This window comes from Aliirhizobium smilacinae (assembly GCF_006335145.1).
GTDB lineage: Bacteria > Pseudomonadota > Alphaproteobacteria > Rhizobiales > Rhizobiaceae > Neorhizobium > Neorhizobium smilacinae.
Map to the genome: position 1 here is coordinate 75,729 of NZ_VDMN01000001.1, position 18,936 is coordinate 94,664.

An 18,936-nucleotide genomic window follows, 5' to 3' on the forward strand; every position below is an offset into this window, starting at 1 on the left:
GCTTTTTGCCGGCCGTCAACGCAGGCATCGCAAAAGTCCGGCGATGTTTGCAGACTATTCCGAATCGAGCATTTCGCGCACGGCAACCGCCAGCTGCTTAAGCGAGAACGGTTTCGGCAGGAAGCCGAATTTCGCATCGGCCGGCAGATTGCGGGCAAACGCATCTTCGGCATAACCCGAGACGAAGATGAACTTCATGTCGGGATAGGATTTGCGCAATTCGGTCAGCAGGGTCGGCCCGTCCATTTCCGGCATGACGACGTCGGAAACGACGATATCGACCTTGCCCTCGAGCTCTTCCATGATGTCGAGCGCCTCGGTACCGGAGCCTGCCTCATGGACGGTATAACCGCGCGTCTCAAGCATGCGCTTGCCGCCGCGGCGCACCGCCTCCTCGTCTTCGACCAGGAGAACGACTGCGGATTTCCCGGTGAGGTCGATCGGCTCGGCCCGCGGCGTTGCAGAAGCCGTCTCCAGCTTGGCTAAGCCATTGGTCGATCCGTCGATCGTGAGGTTTGCGGAAACCGGCTGGACTTCGGGAATATGGCGCGGCAGGAAAACGCGGAAGCTCGTGCCTCTGCCTATTTCCGATTCCGGATAGATGTAACCGCCGGACTGCTTGACGATGCCGTAGACCATCGAGAGGCCGAGACCGGTTCCCTTGCCGACTTCCTTGGTGGTGAAGAAAGGCTCGAAGATCTTGTCCATGATTTCGGGCGGGATGCCTGTGCCCCCGTCGGAAACCTCGACCATGACGAAATCTTCAGACGGCAGGTCGGCCTGCTGAAAACTGCCGGCATCATCGGCGGTGACGTTGCGGGTCTTGATCAGGATCGTGCCGCCGCTCGGCATGGCATCGCGTGCGTTGACGCAGAGGTTGATCAGCACCTGCTCGAATTGCGACAGGTCGGTGCGGACCGGCCAGAGATCCCGGCCGTAATCGACTTCAAGCTTGACGTTGGTACCGGAAATCAACCGGTCGACCAGCATGCGCAGATCGCCCACCACGTCCGTCAGGTTGAGCACGGCCGGACGCATCGTCTGCTTGCGCGAGAATGCCAGAAGCTGGCGCACTAGGACGGCTGCCCGGTTGGCATTGCGCTTGATCTCCATCAGATCGGCGAAACTTGCGTCGGAAGGGCGAGCCTGGAGCAGAAGGTGATCGGAAGACAGCAGGATTGCCGTAAGCACGTTGTTGAAATCGTGGGCGATGCCGCCGGCCAGCGTGCCGACAGCATTGAGCTTCTGCGTCTGCGCCATCTGCGTCTCGAGCGCCTTCTGCTCGGTCGTCTCGACTGCGTAGACGATCGCCACTTCCTCGGGCGCTTCGTCGCTCTCGTCGATCACCGCATGGACGTAGAAACGAACATAGCGGTTTTCGTCTCCCGGATGACGGGATTCGATCGGCGCGATGTCGCCCTGCCTGTCCTTGGCGGCAGCAAGCGCTTCCATCAGGGATACGCGGGTGCTGTCATGGACGATGCGGTCCAGTTCGGCGCCACCGGCTTCGACATCGTCACGCGACACGACACCGGCGAAGAGACGCAGGAACGGTGCGTTGATGCGTAAAATCTTGCCGTTTCCGTCCACCGAGGCGATCGCCATCGGGGTGTTGTTGAAGAAACGGGTGAAACGCATGGCGGAGGCCGACTGGTCGGTCTCGGCGCCCTTGGCGCGCATCAGCACGACGGTGCGGCTTTCTCCCGGCGCTCCGTCGCGCATGGCGCTGACATTATGGACCAGCTTTGCCGGAAGGCTCTGGCCGTTTGCGCGGCGAAGATCGAGTTCGAGCGTTTCGGTTCGCTTCAGGCCTGGAGCGGCCTGTACGGACTGGATAAGGGCCATGCCCTCGCCTGCCACCAGATCCGAAATCATCATCGACTGCGGCGTGAATTTCGTCAGGTCGAGACCGAGCCATTCGGCAAGCGTCGCATTGAGATAGAAGATCTCGCCCTTCTTGCCGGCGGAGAAGAAGCCTACCGGTGCGTGATCGAGATAATCGATCGCGTTCTGCAATTCGCGGAAGAAGCGTTCCTGATCGTCCCGTTCCGACGTGATGTCGGTAATTTCCCAGATATCGAGCGCATTGCGTCCGCCGGTGCCCAGCAGGCGGGCCTTCAGACGATACCAGTGCGCATCCGAGCCATTGCCGGTCAGCCGGCCGAGCGGCTGCAGCAGGCGGAATTCCTCATGGCCTTCCCGTCCTTCCCGCAGTGCCGCCGTCAGGCGATAGAGAGCTTCGGTCGATTCGCGCGTCTTGGAGAGCAGCGTTTCCAGGGACTGGACGTTGCGACCGTTGGAAGCGCCCGTCATCCGCCCATAGGCGGCATTGGCATAGGCAATCCGGCCCTTGGCATCGGTGACGACGATACCGTCGGGATGGCTCGCCAGAAAACTGCGGGCAAGTTCGTCGGAGCGCGATTGCGGCATGACCTCGACGAGGCCGATCAGCGACGACACGATGAAGAATATCCCGACCATCGCAAGGATTCCGAGAAGGCCAAGCACGACCTCGTTATCCAGTGCCTGCTGGAAGACGATGAAAGCAATGGCGACGCCAAGCAGCACCATCGCCAGAAGGACGATCCGGACGACCGTGCCGCCACGGCTGCCGCGGTCGACCAATGGCGCTTCGTCATTGCCGGCTTTCGGCGAGCTCGTCATCGATACCTCTTGTTCCGGTGCACGCACCGACGTCGCAAAGCGCACCCTGTGGCGCTCGCGATTCTCTCTTAGCAATTTGAAGATGAAGCAAAAAGCTCTTGAAAGCCACAAAAGGCGGGACAGTGCAGCACCCTGCCCTATGTGAGATGCGGAAGACACACATTTTAGCGTTGACGGACAGTGCGAAGTCTTGCCTCACAGGCCAAAAAATCGTCAGTGTCTGAAGAATAGATCGCATGAGGAGTTACAAAACATGATCCCGGAGCTGATGAGCGAATATGGCAGCAAGCTCATTGTGGCGGTCGTCGGCGTCGGCATGGCCCTTGTCTGCCTCGTCGGAATTCTGTGGATAGTGCGCGGGCGGCGCGGTCCGTCGCCGTTCGTGCGCGGCGGTCGCAACCGCCAGCCGCGCTTGCAGGTGCTCGATGCCGCAGCCGTTGATGCACGCCGCCGTCTGGTTCTCGTCAGGCGCGACGATGTCGAGCATCTGATCATGATCGGTGGGCCGACCGACGTCGTCATAGAAAGCCGGATTGCCACCTCTTTACGGAGCGCCGAACTGCCGACCCAGGAAGCCTATCCGGCACAGCCGGCAGCCGCCCAGATTACCGCTGCTCCGTCCCCTGCAAAACAGCCAGCCAGCGAGGCCATAAGGCCTCAGGTGCAAGCCCCGGCACCCCGCATAGAGGCAATCAGGGAGCCAACAGCGGAGGTTTTTGCCCGCGAAACACGCAACCAGCCTGCAGTGCAGTCGGCAACCACTGTCGCCGCCAGCCCGGTCCCGACCGCACGCATCGAGCCGGCCGTCGTTCCTGCCGCAAGCCCAGCCCGCATCGACCCTGTGCAATCCCAGCCCCGTGCCGAAACTCCGGCGGCCAGACAGCCCGCGCTCGAAGATGCCGCGCGTCTTCTCGACAGCCAGCGTGACCGCGTATTTGCCGAGCGAAGCGCGCCCGCGCCCGTTCCCACACCGGCTGCGCGTCCAGCACCAATGCCGACTCCTGTCCCAGCAGACAGGCCTACCGGTCTCGGAAGCGATTTCGAAAAAATCCTCGAAGAGGAAATGGCGAGCAACATGGCTGCCCGCGACGCCTCACTCGCAAACCGCACCATCCGACCGCTGCCACAGGCAGGCCCGACCGTTGCCATGCCGGCAGCAACCGTTGCCGGCGCCACACGGGACGACCCTTCGCTGCAAAGCGAGGTCGCCCGGATATTCGGAGAAATGTCGGCCAGCCGCGACAAGTAATCACCGGCTCAAGACGTATCGATGCAAACAAAAAAGGCACGTCGCGACGTGCCTTTTTTGATTTTGTCGTAGGTTTTCCGAGGATTATTCGTCGCGATAGACTTTTTCACGCCGCTCGTGACGTTCCTGCGCTTCGATCGACAGCGTCGCGATCGGACGGGCGTCCAGTCGCTTGAGGCTGATCGGCTCGCCGGTTTCCTCGCAATAACCGTAGGTTCCATCGTCGATACGCTGCATGGCGGCGTCGATCTTGGATATCAGTTTGCGCTGGCGGTCGCGGGCGCGCAATTCGATTGCACGGTCCGTTTCCGATGATGCGCGGTCTGCTAGGTCAGGATGGTTTGCACTTTCCTCAGCCAGGTGCCCGAGGGTCTCCCGCGCCTCCCTGAGGATGTCATTCTTCCATGCAATCAGCTTGGCTCTGAAGTAAGCCTTCTGATTTGCATTCATGAATTCGTCGTTTTCCGACAGCACATAGTTACTAAGATCGATCTTCTCACTCAACGCGATTCTCCTGAAGAACATCTCATGCGGCCCCTATACTCCATTAACCAGTGCTCATTCAAGCCTGTCGCCCACATTTGCAGCAGTTTTAAAAATGTCACAAAAATCGGCTAAGTGACTATTTTTTATGCTTTTCCCGTAAACGCATGGGTAGCCGGCTCTCAAATACCTCAACCGGAGACACATGAGCCGGTTGACCGATCGGCCTAAGCAACGCTACGCGTTTTACTCAGCGTTTCTTTTTGGCGAGCGGAAGATGATCGAGCCCGAACCATTCCGTATTTATCTGATGCGCCATGCGCAGGCGGCCTCGGCTACGCCGGGTGGACGCGATTTCGATCGCGTGCTCGACGATCGCGGTTATGCACAGGCGGAGATGGTTGCCGACCGCGCCGCAGACCTTGGATACGTTCCGGATTGCCTCGTCAGTTCGACGGCGACGCGCTGTCGGCAGACCGCCGAAATCGTGCGCAGGGCGGTTGGCGAAACACTCGATATCCAGTTCGTCGACGAAATCTACAGCGGAACGCCGGATCTTTACGCCACGATCATTTCTGGACAGCGGCCGGCGCATTCGGTCATGCTGATCGGGCACAATCCGAGCATAGACCAGTTGCTGGAGGGGCTGATCGGTAAGGAGCAGAGGCGGACGGCGATGCCGGGAGGATACCCGACGGCGGGGCTTGCCGTCCTCGACTACACCGCTGGCACAGATGCCGGCAGCTGGACGCTGACCAACCTGCTCAGTGTGTAAGCCGTCGGACGTTGCGGCCCCGCGCTACGCTCCTATATAGGGGAAAACACTTTTTCGGGATTTCGCCTTGGCGCCTTCGCTGACCAGCTTTACCGACGACGCTCGCATTGCACTCGACAATATCGCCGACCGCGCATCGGGACTCGTGAACCCGACGATACGGCTCGGTGTTACCGGCCTTTCTCGTGCCGGCAAGACGGTGCTGATTTCCTCGATCGTTCAGAACCTGCTGAATGGCGGCCGGCTTCCACTGTTCGAAGCGGTCCGGTCCGGCCGGGTCTCCGGTATCCGGCTCGAGGAGCAGCCGGACGACGCCATCCCGCGGTTTCAGTACGAGGATCACATCCAGGCGCTGGTTCGTGACCGCATATGGCCAGATTCGACACGCGCGATCTCCGAACTGCGACTGACCATCGACTACCAGAGCGCCAGTGGCTGGAACCGCTTCTTTTCGCCCGGCCGGCTTTCCCTGGATATCGTCGATTATCCTGGCGAATGGCTGCTCGATCTGCCGCTCCTCACCCAGGATTACCGGCAGTTCAGCAATACCACTGTGGAGCTGGCAGCGACGGGCATTCGCAAGGAACTTGCCAGCGACTGGCTGCAACTTGCGACCACGATCGATATGGATGCGCCAGCCGACGAAATGACGGCGCGCCGCCTTTTCGAAGTGTTTTCCGCTTATCTCAAGGCATGCAAATCCGACGAGCGGTCGCTCTCGACGCTTCCGCCGGGTCGTTTCCTGATGCCGGGTGACCTGGAAGGCTCGCCGGCTCTGACCTTTGCACCCCTGCCCGGCATCGCCGAGACGCCAGCAGTCAAGGGATCGTTGCGGGCGATGATGGAACGCCGCTTCGAAGCCTACAAGAATGTGGTGGTGAAACCTTTCTTCCGGCATCATTTTGCAAGGCTCGACCGTCAGATCGTGCTCGTCGATGCGCTGCAGGCGATCAATCGCGGCCCGGAAGCGCTACAGGATCTCGAACGGGCGCTTGGCGACGTGCTCGGCTGTTTCCGGCCGGGGCATAACAGTTTCTTCTCGTCCTTCGTCACCCGCCGTATCGACAAGGTGCTGATTGCGGCAACCAAGGCCGACCATCTGCACCACGAGAGCCATGACCGGCTCGAGCGGCTGACCGGTCGCCTTGTCGACCGGGCCATCCAGCGTATCGGGTTGTCGGGTGCTGGTTTCGAGGTGATGGCGATCGCTTCGGTGCGCGCCACCCGTGAAGCCAGTGTCAAGGAAGGCAATCATATGCTTCCGGTGATCGTCGGCACGCCGATCGCAGGCGAAACGATCAATGGCGAGCGATTCGACGGCACCAAAACGACGGCGATATTCCCCGGCGATCTGCCGGCCGACCCGACCCACATGTTCAATACGCTGGATAGCGACACGCCCGACCTGCCCGACATCAACTTCGTCCGCTTCCGTCCACCGACGCTGGAGGGACGATCAGGCAGCCTCAATCTGGCAGTCCCGCATATCCGGCTCGACCGTGCCCTGCAGTTTCTGCTCGGAGATCGCCTCGCATGAGACCGCCCTATACCAACGATCCCTCCGGGCGTCGCCCGGCCGCATTCCAGGTCGAAGGCGAGAACGATCAGGACAAGGCCACGCCTCAACCTGTGCGCCGACCAAAAAGCTTCGACCAGCCCGTGACGGTCATAGCGGACGAGGACGATCCGTTTGCCGGTGCCGACCTCGATTCGGCTGCCCTGCCCGTCGCGGAGCCGAGATCGCGGAAGCGTTTCTCATTTATCGGGCTGGCGACGGCGGCGCTCGGCACCTTCCTGTCGCTTGCCTTCGGGCTTTGGGCGGACCAGGTGGTGCGCGATCTTTTCGCCCGCGCCGACTGGCTCGGTTATGCCGCCATCACGGCACTGTCGCTGGCACTGTTCGGCCTGCTGGTCATCGTCGGGCGGGAAATCATGGGGATAGCCCGGCTTGCCGCCGTACAGAGCCTCAAGACCGAGGCAGAAGAGGCGGCGGCCTCCGTCCAGTCCCATCAAGCGCGCAAGGTGGTCGAGCGTCTGGTATCGCTCCTCAGTCACCGGGCGGAGACCGTCAAGGGTCGAACGGCTCTCGACGGCACCAGGGACGATATTATCGACGGACCGCATCTTCTCGATCTGGCCGAGCGCGAACTGCTGACACCGCTCGACCGCAAGGCACGCGGCCTCATTCTCAACGCCTCGAAACGGGTCGCGGTCGTAACCGCCATCAGCCCCCGCGCGATCGTCGATCTTTCCTATGTGCTGTTCGAGGTCACCCGTCTCGTGCGTGCCATGGCCGAGCTTTATGGTGCCCGGCCTGGCAAACTCGGCCTGCTGCGGCTGATCCGGGATGTCATCGCGCATCTGGCGGTGACAGGTTCGATTGCCGTCGGTGACGGGCTTGCGCAACAGGTTCTCGGTCATGGACTTGCCTCGCGGCTGTCGCGCCGGCTCGGCGAAGGCGTCATCAACGGGCTGTTGACGGCACGAATCGGGATAGCCGCCATGGACCTTTGCCGACCGCTGCCGTTCCGTGCCCTGCCCCGACCGGGGATCGGCGATTTCATGTCCGATATCGTCGCTGCCGGACGCACGGACGAGAAGGATTAGCCCCTTCCTGGACACTTGGCGGGCGCCGAAAGATACGAAGCATTAACCATTCTCGCTTAATTTCGGCCCCACTAAACATTGCCGCGCCAGCGGAACGTCCCAAGGGGAAAGCCTCATGTATTCGCGCTTCTTTTCGCTTTTCGGCGGGCTTGCCGCTTTGACTTTGGTCACCTCGGCTCCGGCATTCGCTCCGCAGGCGGAAGCAGCATCCCGCGACCAGGTCTTCTTCCAGTCCGTCGCCGGCGTGTGGAAGGGGCCGGGCGAAATCGTCGCCGGCAAATACAAGGGTACGAAATTCAGCTGCAACCTGACCGGCTCGTCGTCTCCCGACGGTGACACGGGCATCAAGCTCGACGGCACCTGCCGGGTCGGCGTCTTCCAGCAGCCCATGTCTGCGGTCATCACTCAGAGCGGCCGCGGTTACACCGGGAAATTCCTCGATGGCGCCGAAGGCAAGGGGCTCGACATCGTGTCCGGTTCCGTCAGCGGCGACAAGGTCGTGATGGGCATCAACCGTGCCAAGCTCAATGGCGCCATGGTCGCCAGCCTGCGTGGCGAGAACAAGATGAACATCACCATCTCGGTGAAGGTGGAAGACCAAATGGTGCCGGTCATCGGCCTGTCGCTCGACCGTGACCTCGACTCGATCGCCGTTGGTGCGATCAAGGAATAATTCGGTCCTCAGGCGCAGACAATCATGCGACCGAGTTGATTATCCACTTTAAGATTTCTATCCATCTCACTCTTTGAAAACGGAATCCTGTTTTCAAAGAGTGCTATCAGCTGGCCGTGGCAATCTGCCGCCACCATAATCCGTCCGGCTTTGCGATACTGATTCCGGTCGAATTCAGACTGCCCGCCCAGCTTTGCGCCTGACGCTCGTTGATCATCATCTGCGGCACAAGATCGGCAAGTGGCAGCATGACGAAAGCACGTTCGGTCATGCGCGGATGGGGAAGTTCCAGTGTCGGTGTCTTCTGTACCCGATCACCATAGGTCAGCAGATCGATATCCAGTGTTCTCGGCCCCCAGCGCTCCGTACGAACACGCTTCATTTCACGTTCCAGCGCAAGACAGAGATCAAGCAGTTCCTCCGGCTCCAGCTCCGTTTCGATCAGCGCGCAGCAGTTGAAGAAATCGGCCTGGTCGGTCTTGCCCCATGGCGGCGTCAGATAAAGCCGGGAAACGGTGGCCACGCGACAATCCTGTCGCGTGTCGATCGCCTGCAGCGCATGCGCCATCGCCGATGCCGGATCGCCGATATTGCCGCCCAGCCCGAGAGCCGCGGCTTCCCATTTGTGCATATCAGACCGGGTGTTCAACACGCACCTCCACGTAATCGAGAATGCCGGCGATCGGTACGCTCGGCTTGCGGATTGCCACCTCGACTCGGCGGATCAGCGGCGACCAGGCCGTGAGCCCGAGAGCCACGTCATTGGCAAGAGCCTCGATTAGATTACGACGGCTGCCGGTCACGATTTTTTCGACCAGTGCATAGGCCAGCCCGTAATGAACGGTCTGCTCGACCTCGTCGGAAACGAGCGCATCCCCCGCTTCGACGTCCAGAACGACATCGACGAGGAAGCGCTGGCCAAGGGCCGCTTCCTGCTCGAAAACCCCGTGGCGCGCGTAAAAGGCGCAATTCTTCAAGGTGATCTGATAAATGGCCATCAGTTTTCTCCTGCCTGTTCGACCGCACGGCCTGCATCAATCACTGCATCAGCCATTCGCATGGCGTCGAGATTGCCGGCCACGTTGTGGACCCTGAATATGGACGCACCGGCCAGCCGCAGCATCGCAGTCGTGGCAGCCGTCGCAAAATCCCGCTCTGTCGCCACGTCACGCGCGGCAATCGCACCGACAAACCGTTTTCTCGACGTGCCGATGAGAAGCGGAAAGCCCAGGGAGTGAAGCTCGCCGCAACGCGCCATCAGTTCGCTTTCCTGCTCCCGCCTCTGGACGAAGCCGAATCCGGGGTCCAGCACGACCGCATCGTCCTTGATGCCGGCGGCTTTCGCCATATCCAGCGACTGGCCGAAAAACATCAACTCGTCCTCGATAATATCCGCACGATGGTCGTCACGGCCGCGGGCGGTGTACATGATGCAAATGCCGGCGCCGCTCTCAGAAACGACATGCGCCATCTCCGCATCGTGCCGCAGGCCGTAAACGTCGTTGATCAGATGGGCACCGGCCGCGATGGCAAGCCTCGCAGTTTCGGCGCGATAGGTGTCGACGGAAATCAGGGCGTCGGTGTCGCGCGCCAGTTTTTCGATGACCGGCAGGACGCGGTCCTGCTCCTGCGCTGCCGTCACCGGTTCAGCACCCGGCCGTGTCGACTCGCCGCCGATATCTAGAATGGATGCGCCGTCGCGTATGCAGGCAAAGCCATGATCGACGGCCTCGCCGACGTCGATGAAACGGCCGCCATCGGAAAAGCTGTCGGGCGTGACGTTGACGATCGCCATGATGTGGCCGCTTGCACCGAGCGTCAGACTGCGGCCGTGCGCAAGGCGCCAGACGCTGTTGCGCGACGATGCCACCGGCCATCCATCTTTTTGAAAGTAACGCAAATTTTCATGCCTTCGTGTTGCACTTGCGCAGGCTATGCCCCAAGCTCGTTTCAACTTCAACGTACCAGGCCAGAGAATGTTTTTGATGCGCAGAGTACACCGCGTTTTCGGTGCAGCCTTTCTACTCTGCGTGATCTCCGTTCCGGCGCAGGCAGAGCCTCTCATCACCAAGACCTATTCCTATTTCCGCATCGGCGGCCGCAAGGCCGAAGACCTCGACAAGGAACTGGAACGCCACGGCCCGGTCACCAAGACCAGCGGACACAGGCATCCTGGCGCCACGGAAATCAAGTTCGGTGGAGAGGTGACCTATGTGGAGCGCAGCGGACGATGTTCCGTCGGCGGCGCCAAGGTGACGTTGCGTACCCACATCATCCTGCCGCGCTGGAGCAATGGCGGCAAGGCGGCAAAAGATCTGCGCTTCATCTGGGGCACGCTGTCATCCGATATCAAACGGCATGAGGAGCGACATGCCGAGATCGCCCGCAACTATGCCCGCGTGCTGGAGAGGGATCTGCTTGATTTACCTGACCGCAAGACCTGCGACGACGTCGAAGCTGCCGTGACCGAAACGACCCGGCTCGTTCTCGCCGAACACGACAAGCAGCAAGCCCGCTTCGATCAGGTCGAGGCGAAAAACTTCGATGCCCGCATGGCGCGGCTGCTGCAATATCGCATCGACCAACGGTCGCAATAAGCGGCGTCAGGGCGCTGTTGCGATCGAAGCTTGCGCGAGGCTTGCGCCGACACCTGTGAATAAGGGGTGATTTGTTGCGATGGTGCAGGGATTGCCAATCATCTATATATTAGTCAAGAGTTACATACATAAGATTAAGTGGGCTGTCGGCTTTATCCGCTGCACCATAGCTTCCATCGGCTGATGCCGGCCTCGACCTGTCCGGTCTGTATTCCGCGAATGGCGTTTTTATCTGCCGCGTTCCCTTCGTTCCCCTGGCGCGTAACTCAGCCGCAGGTGTCACCTCCCTCGCCTGCCGGCCGTGCGCCTACCTCGCCTCGCTCACTCATATTGAGCGAGGCTATTTTTTGACCGGGAAATGGGTCTCGAATCAGGCCTGGCGCTCAGGGATGTTGACGATGAGGCCATCAAAATCGGCCTTCATCTTGATCTGACAGGAAAGGCGCGACGTCGGTCGTACTTCGAAAGCGAAGTCGAGCATATCCTCTTCCATCGGTGCCGGCGGACCGACCTTCTCTGTCCATTCGTCATCGACATAGACATGACAGGTGGCACAGGCACAGGCGCCGCCACATTCCGCATCGATGCCGGGAACCGAATTGCGTACGGCATTCTCCATCACCGTCGAACCGTTATCCACGTCGAGTTCGAAGCGTGTGCCGTCGAAGGCTACGATGGTCAATTTCGTCATATTGGGAAGATCCGGGTTGGGGGCATGACCCCTTGGAAGCCTTGGGTAAACTTCGTCTCTGCCACCAAACTGCCGGGTCAGTCAATCGCGCGGGCGACGCCGGCTTTGCTGCCGGCGTCGGAGCGGCAAAAGGATAGCGTCAGCGGCAAAGGCCGGTGATAAAATTTTCGGCCTCTATGACGGCAGAATGAAGCGTGGCCATCGACGCCGCGTCGCCGGGTTCGGCTTCGAGACGTCCGGCTGCGGTGGAAACCTTGAAGGCGCCGACGGCATTGGCCGACCCCTTCAGCCGGTGGGCAAGGGCTGTCACAGTCGCGGCTTCGGCAATCGCGATCTCCTGCACGAGGCCGCGCGCCTGGCGGGCGAACATCTGCAGAATCTCGGCTTCCAGCGCCTTGTCACCCATTGTCTGGTTTGCCAGATGCACAAGGTCGATCGGCCGGTCCCTCGACGGGGACGCAGTCCTGTGATTGTCGGGAGATTCAAAAGCGATACGGGCTGCCATTGCCATCTGATTGTTTCCTTGCTTTATAGTCATCTCAACTCCGAATTGTCCGTCGGAGCCATGGCTATCCCGTTAAATTTCGGCACAAACGCGGCGCAAATCTTCGCAAATGGTTAATTTGCGTTAAAGTGCCGTGATCGCAGGGGTTTCACCCTGAAGCATGGTTTAAATCCTGTTAACAAGACCAGTCGGCCGGTACCACGATGACGCGTTTCGTTTGTGCGAAAAGCCTGACTGTGCCACTACAATACGGTTCAATGGGTCACTGGAACATTGTGGTGACCGATGTGGGACGGCCGGTAAGCTTTCATTATCATCCATTTGAAAGAACGACCGTCGAATGAAATTGTAATAGGCGATCCAAAGCCCTAGGGCTGACGATCTCCGGCATGAGTATTCCACTCAAACGATCTGCAGGCGGCAGCAAGTCGAGTGGAATGCCGGGCGAGTATGTAACGAGGCGTAACCGCATGGCGAAGAACACCACCAATGAATCTATCGATGAAACGGCATTTCAGGCATTGGAAGATGCGCTGAAGATCGATTTCAACGATGAACCGCCCCGCGACAAGTCCCCGTCGTCCGCCTCGGAGGCCAGAGTGTCTGACACGCTACGATCCCGCCCTGCCCCCTCTCAACCCGCATCACCGCGTCGCGAAGCGGCTGCGGACGCGCCACGCCAGTCCTCAGCGGACACGGCGGCGCGTCAACCGGCCTTCGAGCCGGCCAATGATGCAGGCCGTCGCAACACTGCGTCGATCATGCGCGCGCTCGACGGTGGGTCGATGCGCGGCGCGATCCGCAATGCGCTGATCATCTCCGTTCTCTGGGCGGTCGCAGGCGTCGGCCTCGGTCAACTGCTCTATGGCGGAGCACTTTTCGAAATCACATCGGTTGCAGGCGTTCTCGCCGCTCCGGGCCTCGTGGCGCTTGCCGTCGGCATCTTTGTGCCGATCCTGCTTTTCTTCGCCTTCGCCATCATGATGGCCCGCGCGCAGGACCTGCGAAATGCCGCCCGCTCCATGGCCGAAGTCGCCCTGCGACTTTCGGAACCGGAAACCATCGCCTCCGAGCGCATCATGAGCGTCGGTCAGGCGGTGCGCCGCGAAGTCTCGGCAATGAACGAGGGTATCGAGCGCACCATAGCCCGCGCCTCGGAACTGGAAGTACTCGTTCACTCTGAAGTCAACGCACTCGAGCGCAGCTATAGTGACAACGAGATGCGCGTGCGCGGCCTCGTTCAGGAGCTAGGCTCCGAGCGCGAAGCGATCGTCAATCACGCCGAGCGCATCCGCTCGTCGATGGTCGGCGCGCATGACCAGCTCAAGGAAGAACTGGCGCTCGCAACCGAGGAAATCTCGATCCGTCTCGCCACATCTGGCGAAGCCTTCGCCTCGATGATCGATACCCGCGCTGCAGCTTTGATGGAAAAGTCGGACGCTGCCGGCGAAGCTTTGGCTTCGCTGCTTGCGACCAAGACGGAAAACCTGATCGACACGCTGACGACATCGGGCATGGCGCTGTCGACCGAGTTCGACATCCGCCTGGAAATGCTCGGCTCGACCCTGTCCGACAAGGGCGATGCGATCCTGTCCTCTTTCGAGACTCGTGCATCCACTCTCGACGCCAATACCGAAAAGCTAAATGCGGCACTTGCCGACCGCACGCGTCAGCTGAACGAAACGCTGATTGCCCGCACACGGGAAATCACCGAAGGTCTGTCGAACAGCGAAAAGACGATCACTGGCTCGCTCGACGGCGTGATCACCGCTCTCAACCGTTCGCTCGACGACAAGAGCAGCTCCTTCCGTCAGAGCCTGCAGTCTGCAGCCGACGATGCGGTCATGGATCTCGATCTACGCACCGGCTTCTTCGAAGAGCGCCTGCACACGACGATCGGTCATCTCAGCACGTCGTTCGACGAAGGCCTGTCGCAGTTCACCTCTGCCTTCGACCAGCGCGCCGGCAGCCTTGACAGCAAGCTGATGGACAGCCTCGCGCGGATCAACGAGACCGTCGCCGGCGGTCACGAAGCGATCGACGGTATCCTCTCGACCAGCATCGAACGGATCGGCAATGCGCTGACCGACCAGCAGTTCGCCCTCGCCACAACGCTTGGAACGGGCCAGGAAGTGCTCGATTCGATGCTGGAGAGCCGCTCGAAGGAATTCTCCGACGCGCTTGCCGCGCGCAGCAGCGAAATCAGCGGCGCATTCGGCGACGCGCACAACAAGATCGACACGATCATGGCAGCGCGCAGCGGCGAAATTTCCGCCAGCCTCGCCGACAGCCAGAAGCGTTTCGAAGACAGCATTTCCGACCGCACCTCGGCGATCATCACCTCCGTTACGGAAAGCCATGAGCGCTTTGCCGGCGCGGTCGACGAAAAGGCCGGAGCCTTGCAGTCGCTGATGGCGGAGACGCCGGATCGCCTCGCCTCGATCCTCGACCAGAAGAGCGAAGCGATCACCCGCGCCCTGTCCGAAAGCGAACTGCGCCTGACCGACGAGATGGACAAGCGCGCCACCGCGCTCGATACCACGCTCGCCTCCAACCGTGATCGCCTGTCGGAAATCCTCGACGACAAGTCGATGGAAATCGCCACCTCGCTGTCGCTGCACGAAGATCGCCTCACCACGACGCTGACCGACCACGCATCGAGCGTCGTCACCACGGTCGCCGACGCGGATACGCGTCTGGAAGAAGCTTTTGCAAAACGCGCCGAGGCTATCCGCGAGGCCTTTGCCGACAACCAGCTCAACCTCGACATTTCGCTCGAAAGCCGCACGGCTGAGCTCGCCACCCTGCTCCAGAGCGGCAGCGATCGCCTCGAACAGACCGTCGGCGGTGCTGCCGGCCGGATCGAGACGGCACTGACCGAAGGTACCGAGCGCTTCGATGCGACGATGGGCAATGGCCTGCAGCGCATGGATACCTCGCTTGCTTCGGCCAATGAGAAACTGAGCACCGCCCATGAGCAGATGGTGTCGTCGCTCAGCGAAAAGCATGGTCAGATCGCCACTTCGCTCACCGCAGCGCATGAGCAGATCACCTCGTCTCTCGGGACGGCTCACGATCAGATGGCATCATCGCTCGATGCTGGCCATGACCGGATTTCCGGAACGCTTGGCACGGCCGCTCGGCAGATCAGCGAAACGCTTTCGACCAGCGGCGAGCAGCTTGCAGATTCAGTCGGTTCTGCTCATCTGCGCATGGCCGACGTTCTTGGACAAGCGAGCCGCGAGATGTCGGAAACGCTCGACGCCGGCCACGACCGCCTGCGCACGACGCTGGACCAGCGTAGCGCCCATATATCGAGCACGCTGACTGACGCCCGCGACCAGATCGACACCCTGATGATGGATCAGGCCACCACGATCGGCACGACGATTGCCACCAGCGCCGGCATGCTGGAAATGTCGCTCGAAAGCCAGCAGGAAGCCCTGCGCGCAACGATCGACGCTGCAGGCGAAACGCTCGACACCCGCCTGCGTGACAATGTCGGCACGATCGCCGGCCAGATCAGCGATGCGGCTCGCGAAATCAGCAAGTCCACGGATGCCTTCACCTCGCGCGTCGAAGAGACGGTCGGCGGCGTATCGACGGCACTCGACAGCGCCGGAAGCCGGATCGAAGTCACGTTCGGCGGACTTGAAGACCGGATCCGCAACGAGGTTCTCAGCGTCAGCGCAATCGTCGACGGTGCCGGCAGCAGCCTGGCGGATGCACTCGGTGCCCGCACGGCCGAACTGGAGCGCATTTCCAACGCTGCCGCGGATCGGGTCTCCGATGCCGTCAACAGCCGCGGCATCGAAATCGAACGCGCCACCGGCGAAGCTGCCGAACGCATTACCCGCACCATCGACGAGCGCACGAACGCACTCGAACAGACAAGCGCTGACGCCGCTGCCCGGATCGCGGAAACGCTCGATGGCCGCACGGCCCATATCGAAGAACGTTTCGGCACGATGGATCGGGCACTGTCCTTCGGTCTCGAAAACGTCGCCAAGACGATCGAAGGCAAGGCTGTCGGTTTCGCCTCGTCGCTTCGCGAAGCCGTCGTCGAAGCCGGTCAGGGCATGAACACCGAAGCAAGCCGCTCGGCTGAAACGCTGTCGCGTGCCGGCTCGGAGTTCACCCAGGAACTCACCAACCGCAACGAGGAGTTCACCCGGTCGATCGAGGGTCGCTCCAACGAGATCGTCGGACGCATCTCCGAAACGCAGAGCCGCCTCGCCGGCCAGGCTGCGACCGTGGCTCAGGCCTTCTCCGAAGCCGGCAGCGCGATCGTCAACAAGGTGGCGGAAGCCGACAAGCTGGTGAAGCAGCAGGTCGAGGCGATTTCGGTTGCGCTCGGCAATGCCGAACAGGCGCTCGACAGCCGCGGCCAGTCGATCCGTTCGACCCTGTCGGATGCAGCAGGCGAACTCGATGTGGCGCTGGATGCCGTCGATCGTGCGCTGGCCGCCCGTGGCGATGCCATCCGCACTGCGCTGGACACCCGCTCCCGCGATCTCAACTCGATGCTTTCGAGCCGTTCCGAGGAGCTGTCCCGCCTGCTCGACGAGAAGGCCAAGCCGATGGTCGAGGCCTATATCGAAACCGGCCGCACTGCCGCCGAACTCATGGAAGCTGCCGCCCAGCAGGGTGCCGAGCGTCTGGCATCCGCCTCGCAGCAGAGTGCGGAGCGCATGACCGCCGCCACGCAGCAGACGGCCGAGTGGCTGACGTCTTCTTCGCAGCAGAGTGCGGAACGTCTCGCATCCGCCGCCAAGGAAACCAGCGCCCGCATCCGCGAGGAAAATGCCGCTCTGGTCGATGCCATCGCAGCCCGTACCAACGAGACGCTTGCCGCGCTCAACCAGCGCACGGAGGCTGCGGCCCATATGGTCCGCGGCGCCGAGCAGAGCCTGCTCGCCAATGTCGAGGGTATCATCGAGCGGCTTTCGAGCAGCAACGTCAACATCGCCTCGCTTGTCGAGACTGCCGCCGAGCAGCTGGCGGCCACCGACCAGAAACTCGACCAGACCGCGTCGCGCTTCGCCCATTCGGCAGGTTCCGCCGCGGATCTTGTCGCCGGCTCCACACGTCTTCTGGAAAACAATATCGACAGGCTGGTCAACATTTCCGGCCAGACGCTCAGCCAGGTCGGCGGTATCGTGGGTCGGTTCGAGGATCATTCCAAGGTGCTCACCCAGGCATCCGAACTTCTCAACGCTGCCCAGTCCAACCTCGTCAGCACGCTCGACGAACGCCAGGATGCATTGCGCAGCCTGTCGGTCGGCCTGGTCAAGCGTTCCGATGAGATCGAGGCAACGCTGCGGAACCTCACCGCGCTGGTGGATGGCGCCTTCGAGCGCGCCGAAGAGCGTACCGCCCATGTCGGCGACAAGCTGCGTGAAGGCCTGCATTCCTCCTTCGTCGACATCGGTCGCCGCCTGGGTGAAACCCAGCAACGCGCCGAGCAGACCGCGCAGGTCATGCGCGCCGCCCTGCTCGATGCCGGCGAGGAAGCCAACCGCACCATCGAGACGACCCTTTCGGACGCAGAAAAGCGTGCCCGCGAAGTGGCCGAGCAGATGCGCGGCAACATTTCCGGCTCTCTCACGGATGTCGAACGCCTGATGGGCGAAGCATCGCAGCGGTCCGACACGGCCGCCAAACATCTGCGCGAAACGCTGCGCCAGTCCGTCGAGGAAGCGGTCGGTCGCTTCTCCGGCGCCACCGACGAGATCCGCCGCTCGGCACAGGATATCCGCCAGGAACTCGACGCGACGCGTACCGAGTTGAAGCGCGGTGCCTTCGACCTTCCGGAAGAAGCCAAGGAAAGCGCTGCCGCCATGCGCCGCGCCGTTTCCGAGCAGATCAAGGCGCTGCAGGAAATCTCCCAGCTCGTCGGCCGTTCGTCGCAGCAGCTCGAAGTCGCAGAAGCCAGCCAGGCAAAGACATCAGTCGCACCGACCACGCCGATCCGTCCGCAGCAGCAGATCGCTCAGCAGCCTGCGCCCGCGCCTGCTCCGGCCGCATCTCCGGTGCCGCCGCGTAACGATCCCTATGCAGCCGGCATGCTGCGTGGCAGCCTCCCGGCAGACAAGCCCGTTCCCGCCCCGGCTCCTGCAACACGCGCCGTCGAGCCGACCGCTCCGGCAGGTCAGGGTGGCTGGATCAGCGATCTCCTGCGTGGCGCATCCCGCGACGAGACCGCCGCTCAGGCTCCTGCCCGCGCACCGGCCGCCCGCCCGGCAGAACCTGCACAGGCACCACGCACCACCAACGGCGACAACCGCAATCCGCGCCACATGGTGGAATCGCTGAACTCGCTTTCGGTCGATATCGCCCGCGCCATCGACCATGACGCTTCGGTTGATCTGTGGCGCCGTTACCAGCGCGGCGAGCGCGATGTGTTCACCCGCAGGCTCTACACGCTGAAGGGCCAGCAGACGTTCGACGATATCAAGCGCAAATACGACCGCGAGCCGGAATTCCGCACCGCAGTCGATCGCTACATCTCGGATTTCGAAAAGCTGCTGGCGGACGTCGCCCGCACAGACCGTGACCGCACCGTGACCCAGAGCTACCTGACCTCGGATACCGGCAAGGTCTATACCATGCTCGCCCATGCAGCCGGCCGCTTCGGCTGAGCCAGGACGAAACAGACGATAAAAATGAAAAGGCCGCCTTTCGGGGCGGCC

At 61.5% G+C, this 18,936-nt stretch carries 14 protein-coding genes; 7 read left to right on the forward strand and 7 right to left on the reverse strand.

Annotated elements, in window-relative coordinates; genetic code table 11:
* Positions 1-54: 54 nt before the first annotated feature.
* The gene (gene cckA / locus FHP24_RS00340) at positions 55-2,664 is read right to left on the reverse strand and encodes a cell cycle histidine kinase CckA (RefSeq protein ID WP_139671281.1); all 2,610 of its coding nucleotides are present in this window, start codon (positions 2,662-2,664) and stop codon (positions 55-57) included.
* 253 nt (positions 2,665-2,917) lie between these two features.
* On the opposite strand from cckA, the gene FHP24_RS00345 reads away from it, so the two are divergent.
* A complete protein-coding gene (locus tag FHP24_RS00345; protein ID WP_139671284.1) occupies positions 2,918-3,913 on the forward strand; it encodes a flagellar biosynthetic protein FliO in 996 nt (331 codons plus the stop codon).
* 84 nt (positions 3,914-3,997) lie between these two features.
* Here FHP24_RS00345 and dksA read toward each other — a convergent pair whose 3' ends face one another.
* Positions 3,998-4,417 carry an RNA polymerase-binding protein DksA gene (gene dksA, locus FHP24_RS00350; protein WP_139671287.1) on the reverse strand — a complete coding sequence of 140 codons (420 nt, stop codon included), beginning with the start codon at positions 4,415-4,417 and terminating at the stop codon, positions 3,998-4,000.
* A gap of 256 nt (positions 4,418-4,673) precedes the next feature.
* On the opposite strand from dksA, the gene FHP24_RS00355 reads away from it, so the two are divergent.
* From FHP24_RS00355 to FHP24_RS00370, 4 genes are all read left to right on the forward strand, one after another.
* Positions 4,674-5,171 carry a SixA phosphatase family protein gene (locus FHP24_RS00355; RefSeq protein ID WP_139671290.1) on the forward strand — a complete coding sequence of 166 codons (498 nt, stop codon included), beginning with the start codon at positions 4,674-4,676 and terminating at the stop codon, positions 5,169-5,171.
* A gap of 67 nt (positions 5,172-5,238) precedes the next feature.
* The gene (locus tag FHP24_RS00360; RefSeq protein ID WP_139671293.1) at positions 5,239-6,708 is read left to right on the forward strand and encodes a YcjX family GTP-binding protein; all 1,470 of its coding nucleotides are present in this window, start codon (positions 5,239-5,241) and stop codon (positions 6,706-6,708) included.
* Positions 6,705-7,778, forward strand: a complete 1,074-nt coding sequence (locus FHP24_RS00365; protein WP_139671296.1) for a YcjF family protein — start codon at positions 6,705-6,707, stop codon at positions 7,776-7,778. Before FHP24_RS00360 ends, FHP24_RS00365 begins: the two co-directional genes overlap by 4 nt.
* 115 nt (positions 7,779-7,893) lie before the next feature.
* On the forward strand, positions 7,894-8,451 hold the full coding sequence (locus FHP24_RS00370) for a hypothetical protein (protein ID WP_139671299.1): 558 nt from the start codon (positions 7,894-7,896) through the stop codon (positions 8,449-8,451).
* Positions 8,452-8,557: 106 nt separating this feature from the next.
* Here FHP24_RS00370 and folK read toward each other — a convergent pair whose 3' ends face one another.
* Genes folK through folP form a run of 3 tightly spaced genes read right to left on the reverse strand, consistent with a single transcriptional unit; the run spans position 8,558 to position 10,321 of the window.
* The gene (folK, locus tag FHP24_RS00375) at positions 8,558-9,082 is read right to left on the reverse strand and encodes a 2-amino-4-hydroxy-6-hydroxymethyldihydropteridine diphosphokinase (protein WP_139676050.1); all 525 of its coding nucleotides are present in this window, start codon (positions 9,080-9,082) and stop codon (positions 8,558-8,560) included.
* Between the two features lies 1 nt (position 9,083).
* Positions 9,084-9,449, reverse strand: a complete 366-nt coding sequence (gene folB / locus FHP24_RS00380; RefSeq protein WP_139671302.1) for a dihydroneopterin aldolase — start codon at positions 9,447-9,449, stop codon at positions 9,084-9,086.
* Complete coding sequence (folP, locus tag FHP24_RS00385) at positions 9,449-10,321, reverse strand: dihydropteroate synthase (protein ID WP_246091552.1); 873 nt, start codon at positions 10,319-10,321, stop codon at positions 9,449-9,451. The genes folB and folP overlap by 1 nt, the downstream gene beginning before the upstream one ends.
* A gap of 115 nt (positions 10,322-10,436) precedes the next feature.
* Between folP and FHP24_RS00390 the strand changes: the two genes are divergently transcribed.
* Complete coding sequence (locus FHP24_RS00390; RefSeq protein ID WP_180355840.1) at positions 10,437-11,048, forward strand: DUF922 domain-containing Zn-dependent protease; 612 nt, start codon at positions 10,437-10,439, stop codon at positions 11,046-11,048.
* Positions 11,049-11,418: 370 nt separating this feature from the next.
* Here FHP24_RS00390 and FHP24_RS00395 read toward each other — a convergent pair whose 3' ends face one another.
* Both FHP24_RS00395 and FHP24_RS00400 read right to left on the reverse strand, forming a co-directional pair.
* Complete coding sequence (locus FHP24_RS00395; protein WP_139671308.1) at positions 11,419-11,739, reverse strand: 2Fe-2S iron-sulfur cluster-binding protein; 321 nt, start codon at positions 11,737-11,739, stop codon at positions 11,419-11,421.
* A 139-nt stretch (positions 11,740-11,878) separates the two neighbouring features.
* On the reverse strand, positions 11,879-12,250 hold the full coding sequence (locus tag FHP24_RS00400) for an Hpt domain-containing protein (protein ID WP_394344580.1): 372 nt from the start codon (positions 12,248-12,250) through the stop codon (positions 11,879-11,881).
* A gap of 464 nt (positions 12,251-12,714) precedes the next feature.
* On the opposite strand from FHP24_RS00400, the gene FHP24_RS00405 reads away from it, so the two are divergent.
* A complete protein-coding gene (locus tag FHP24_RS00405; RefSeq protein WP_139671311.1) occupies positions 12,715-18,885 on the forward strand; it encodes an apolipoprotein A-IV repeat region-like domain-containing protein in 6,171 nt (2,056 codons plus the stop codon).
* Positions 18,886-18,936: the final 51 nt, after the last annotated feature.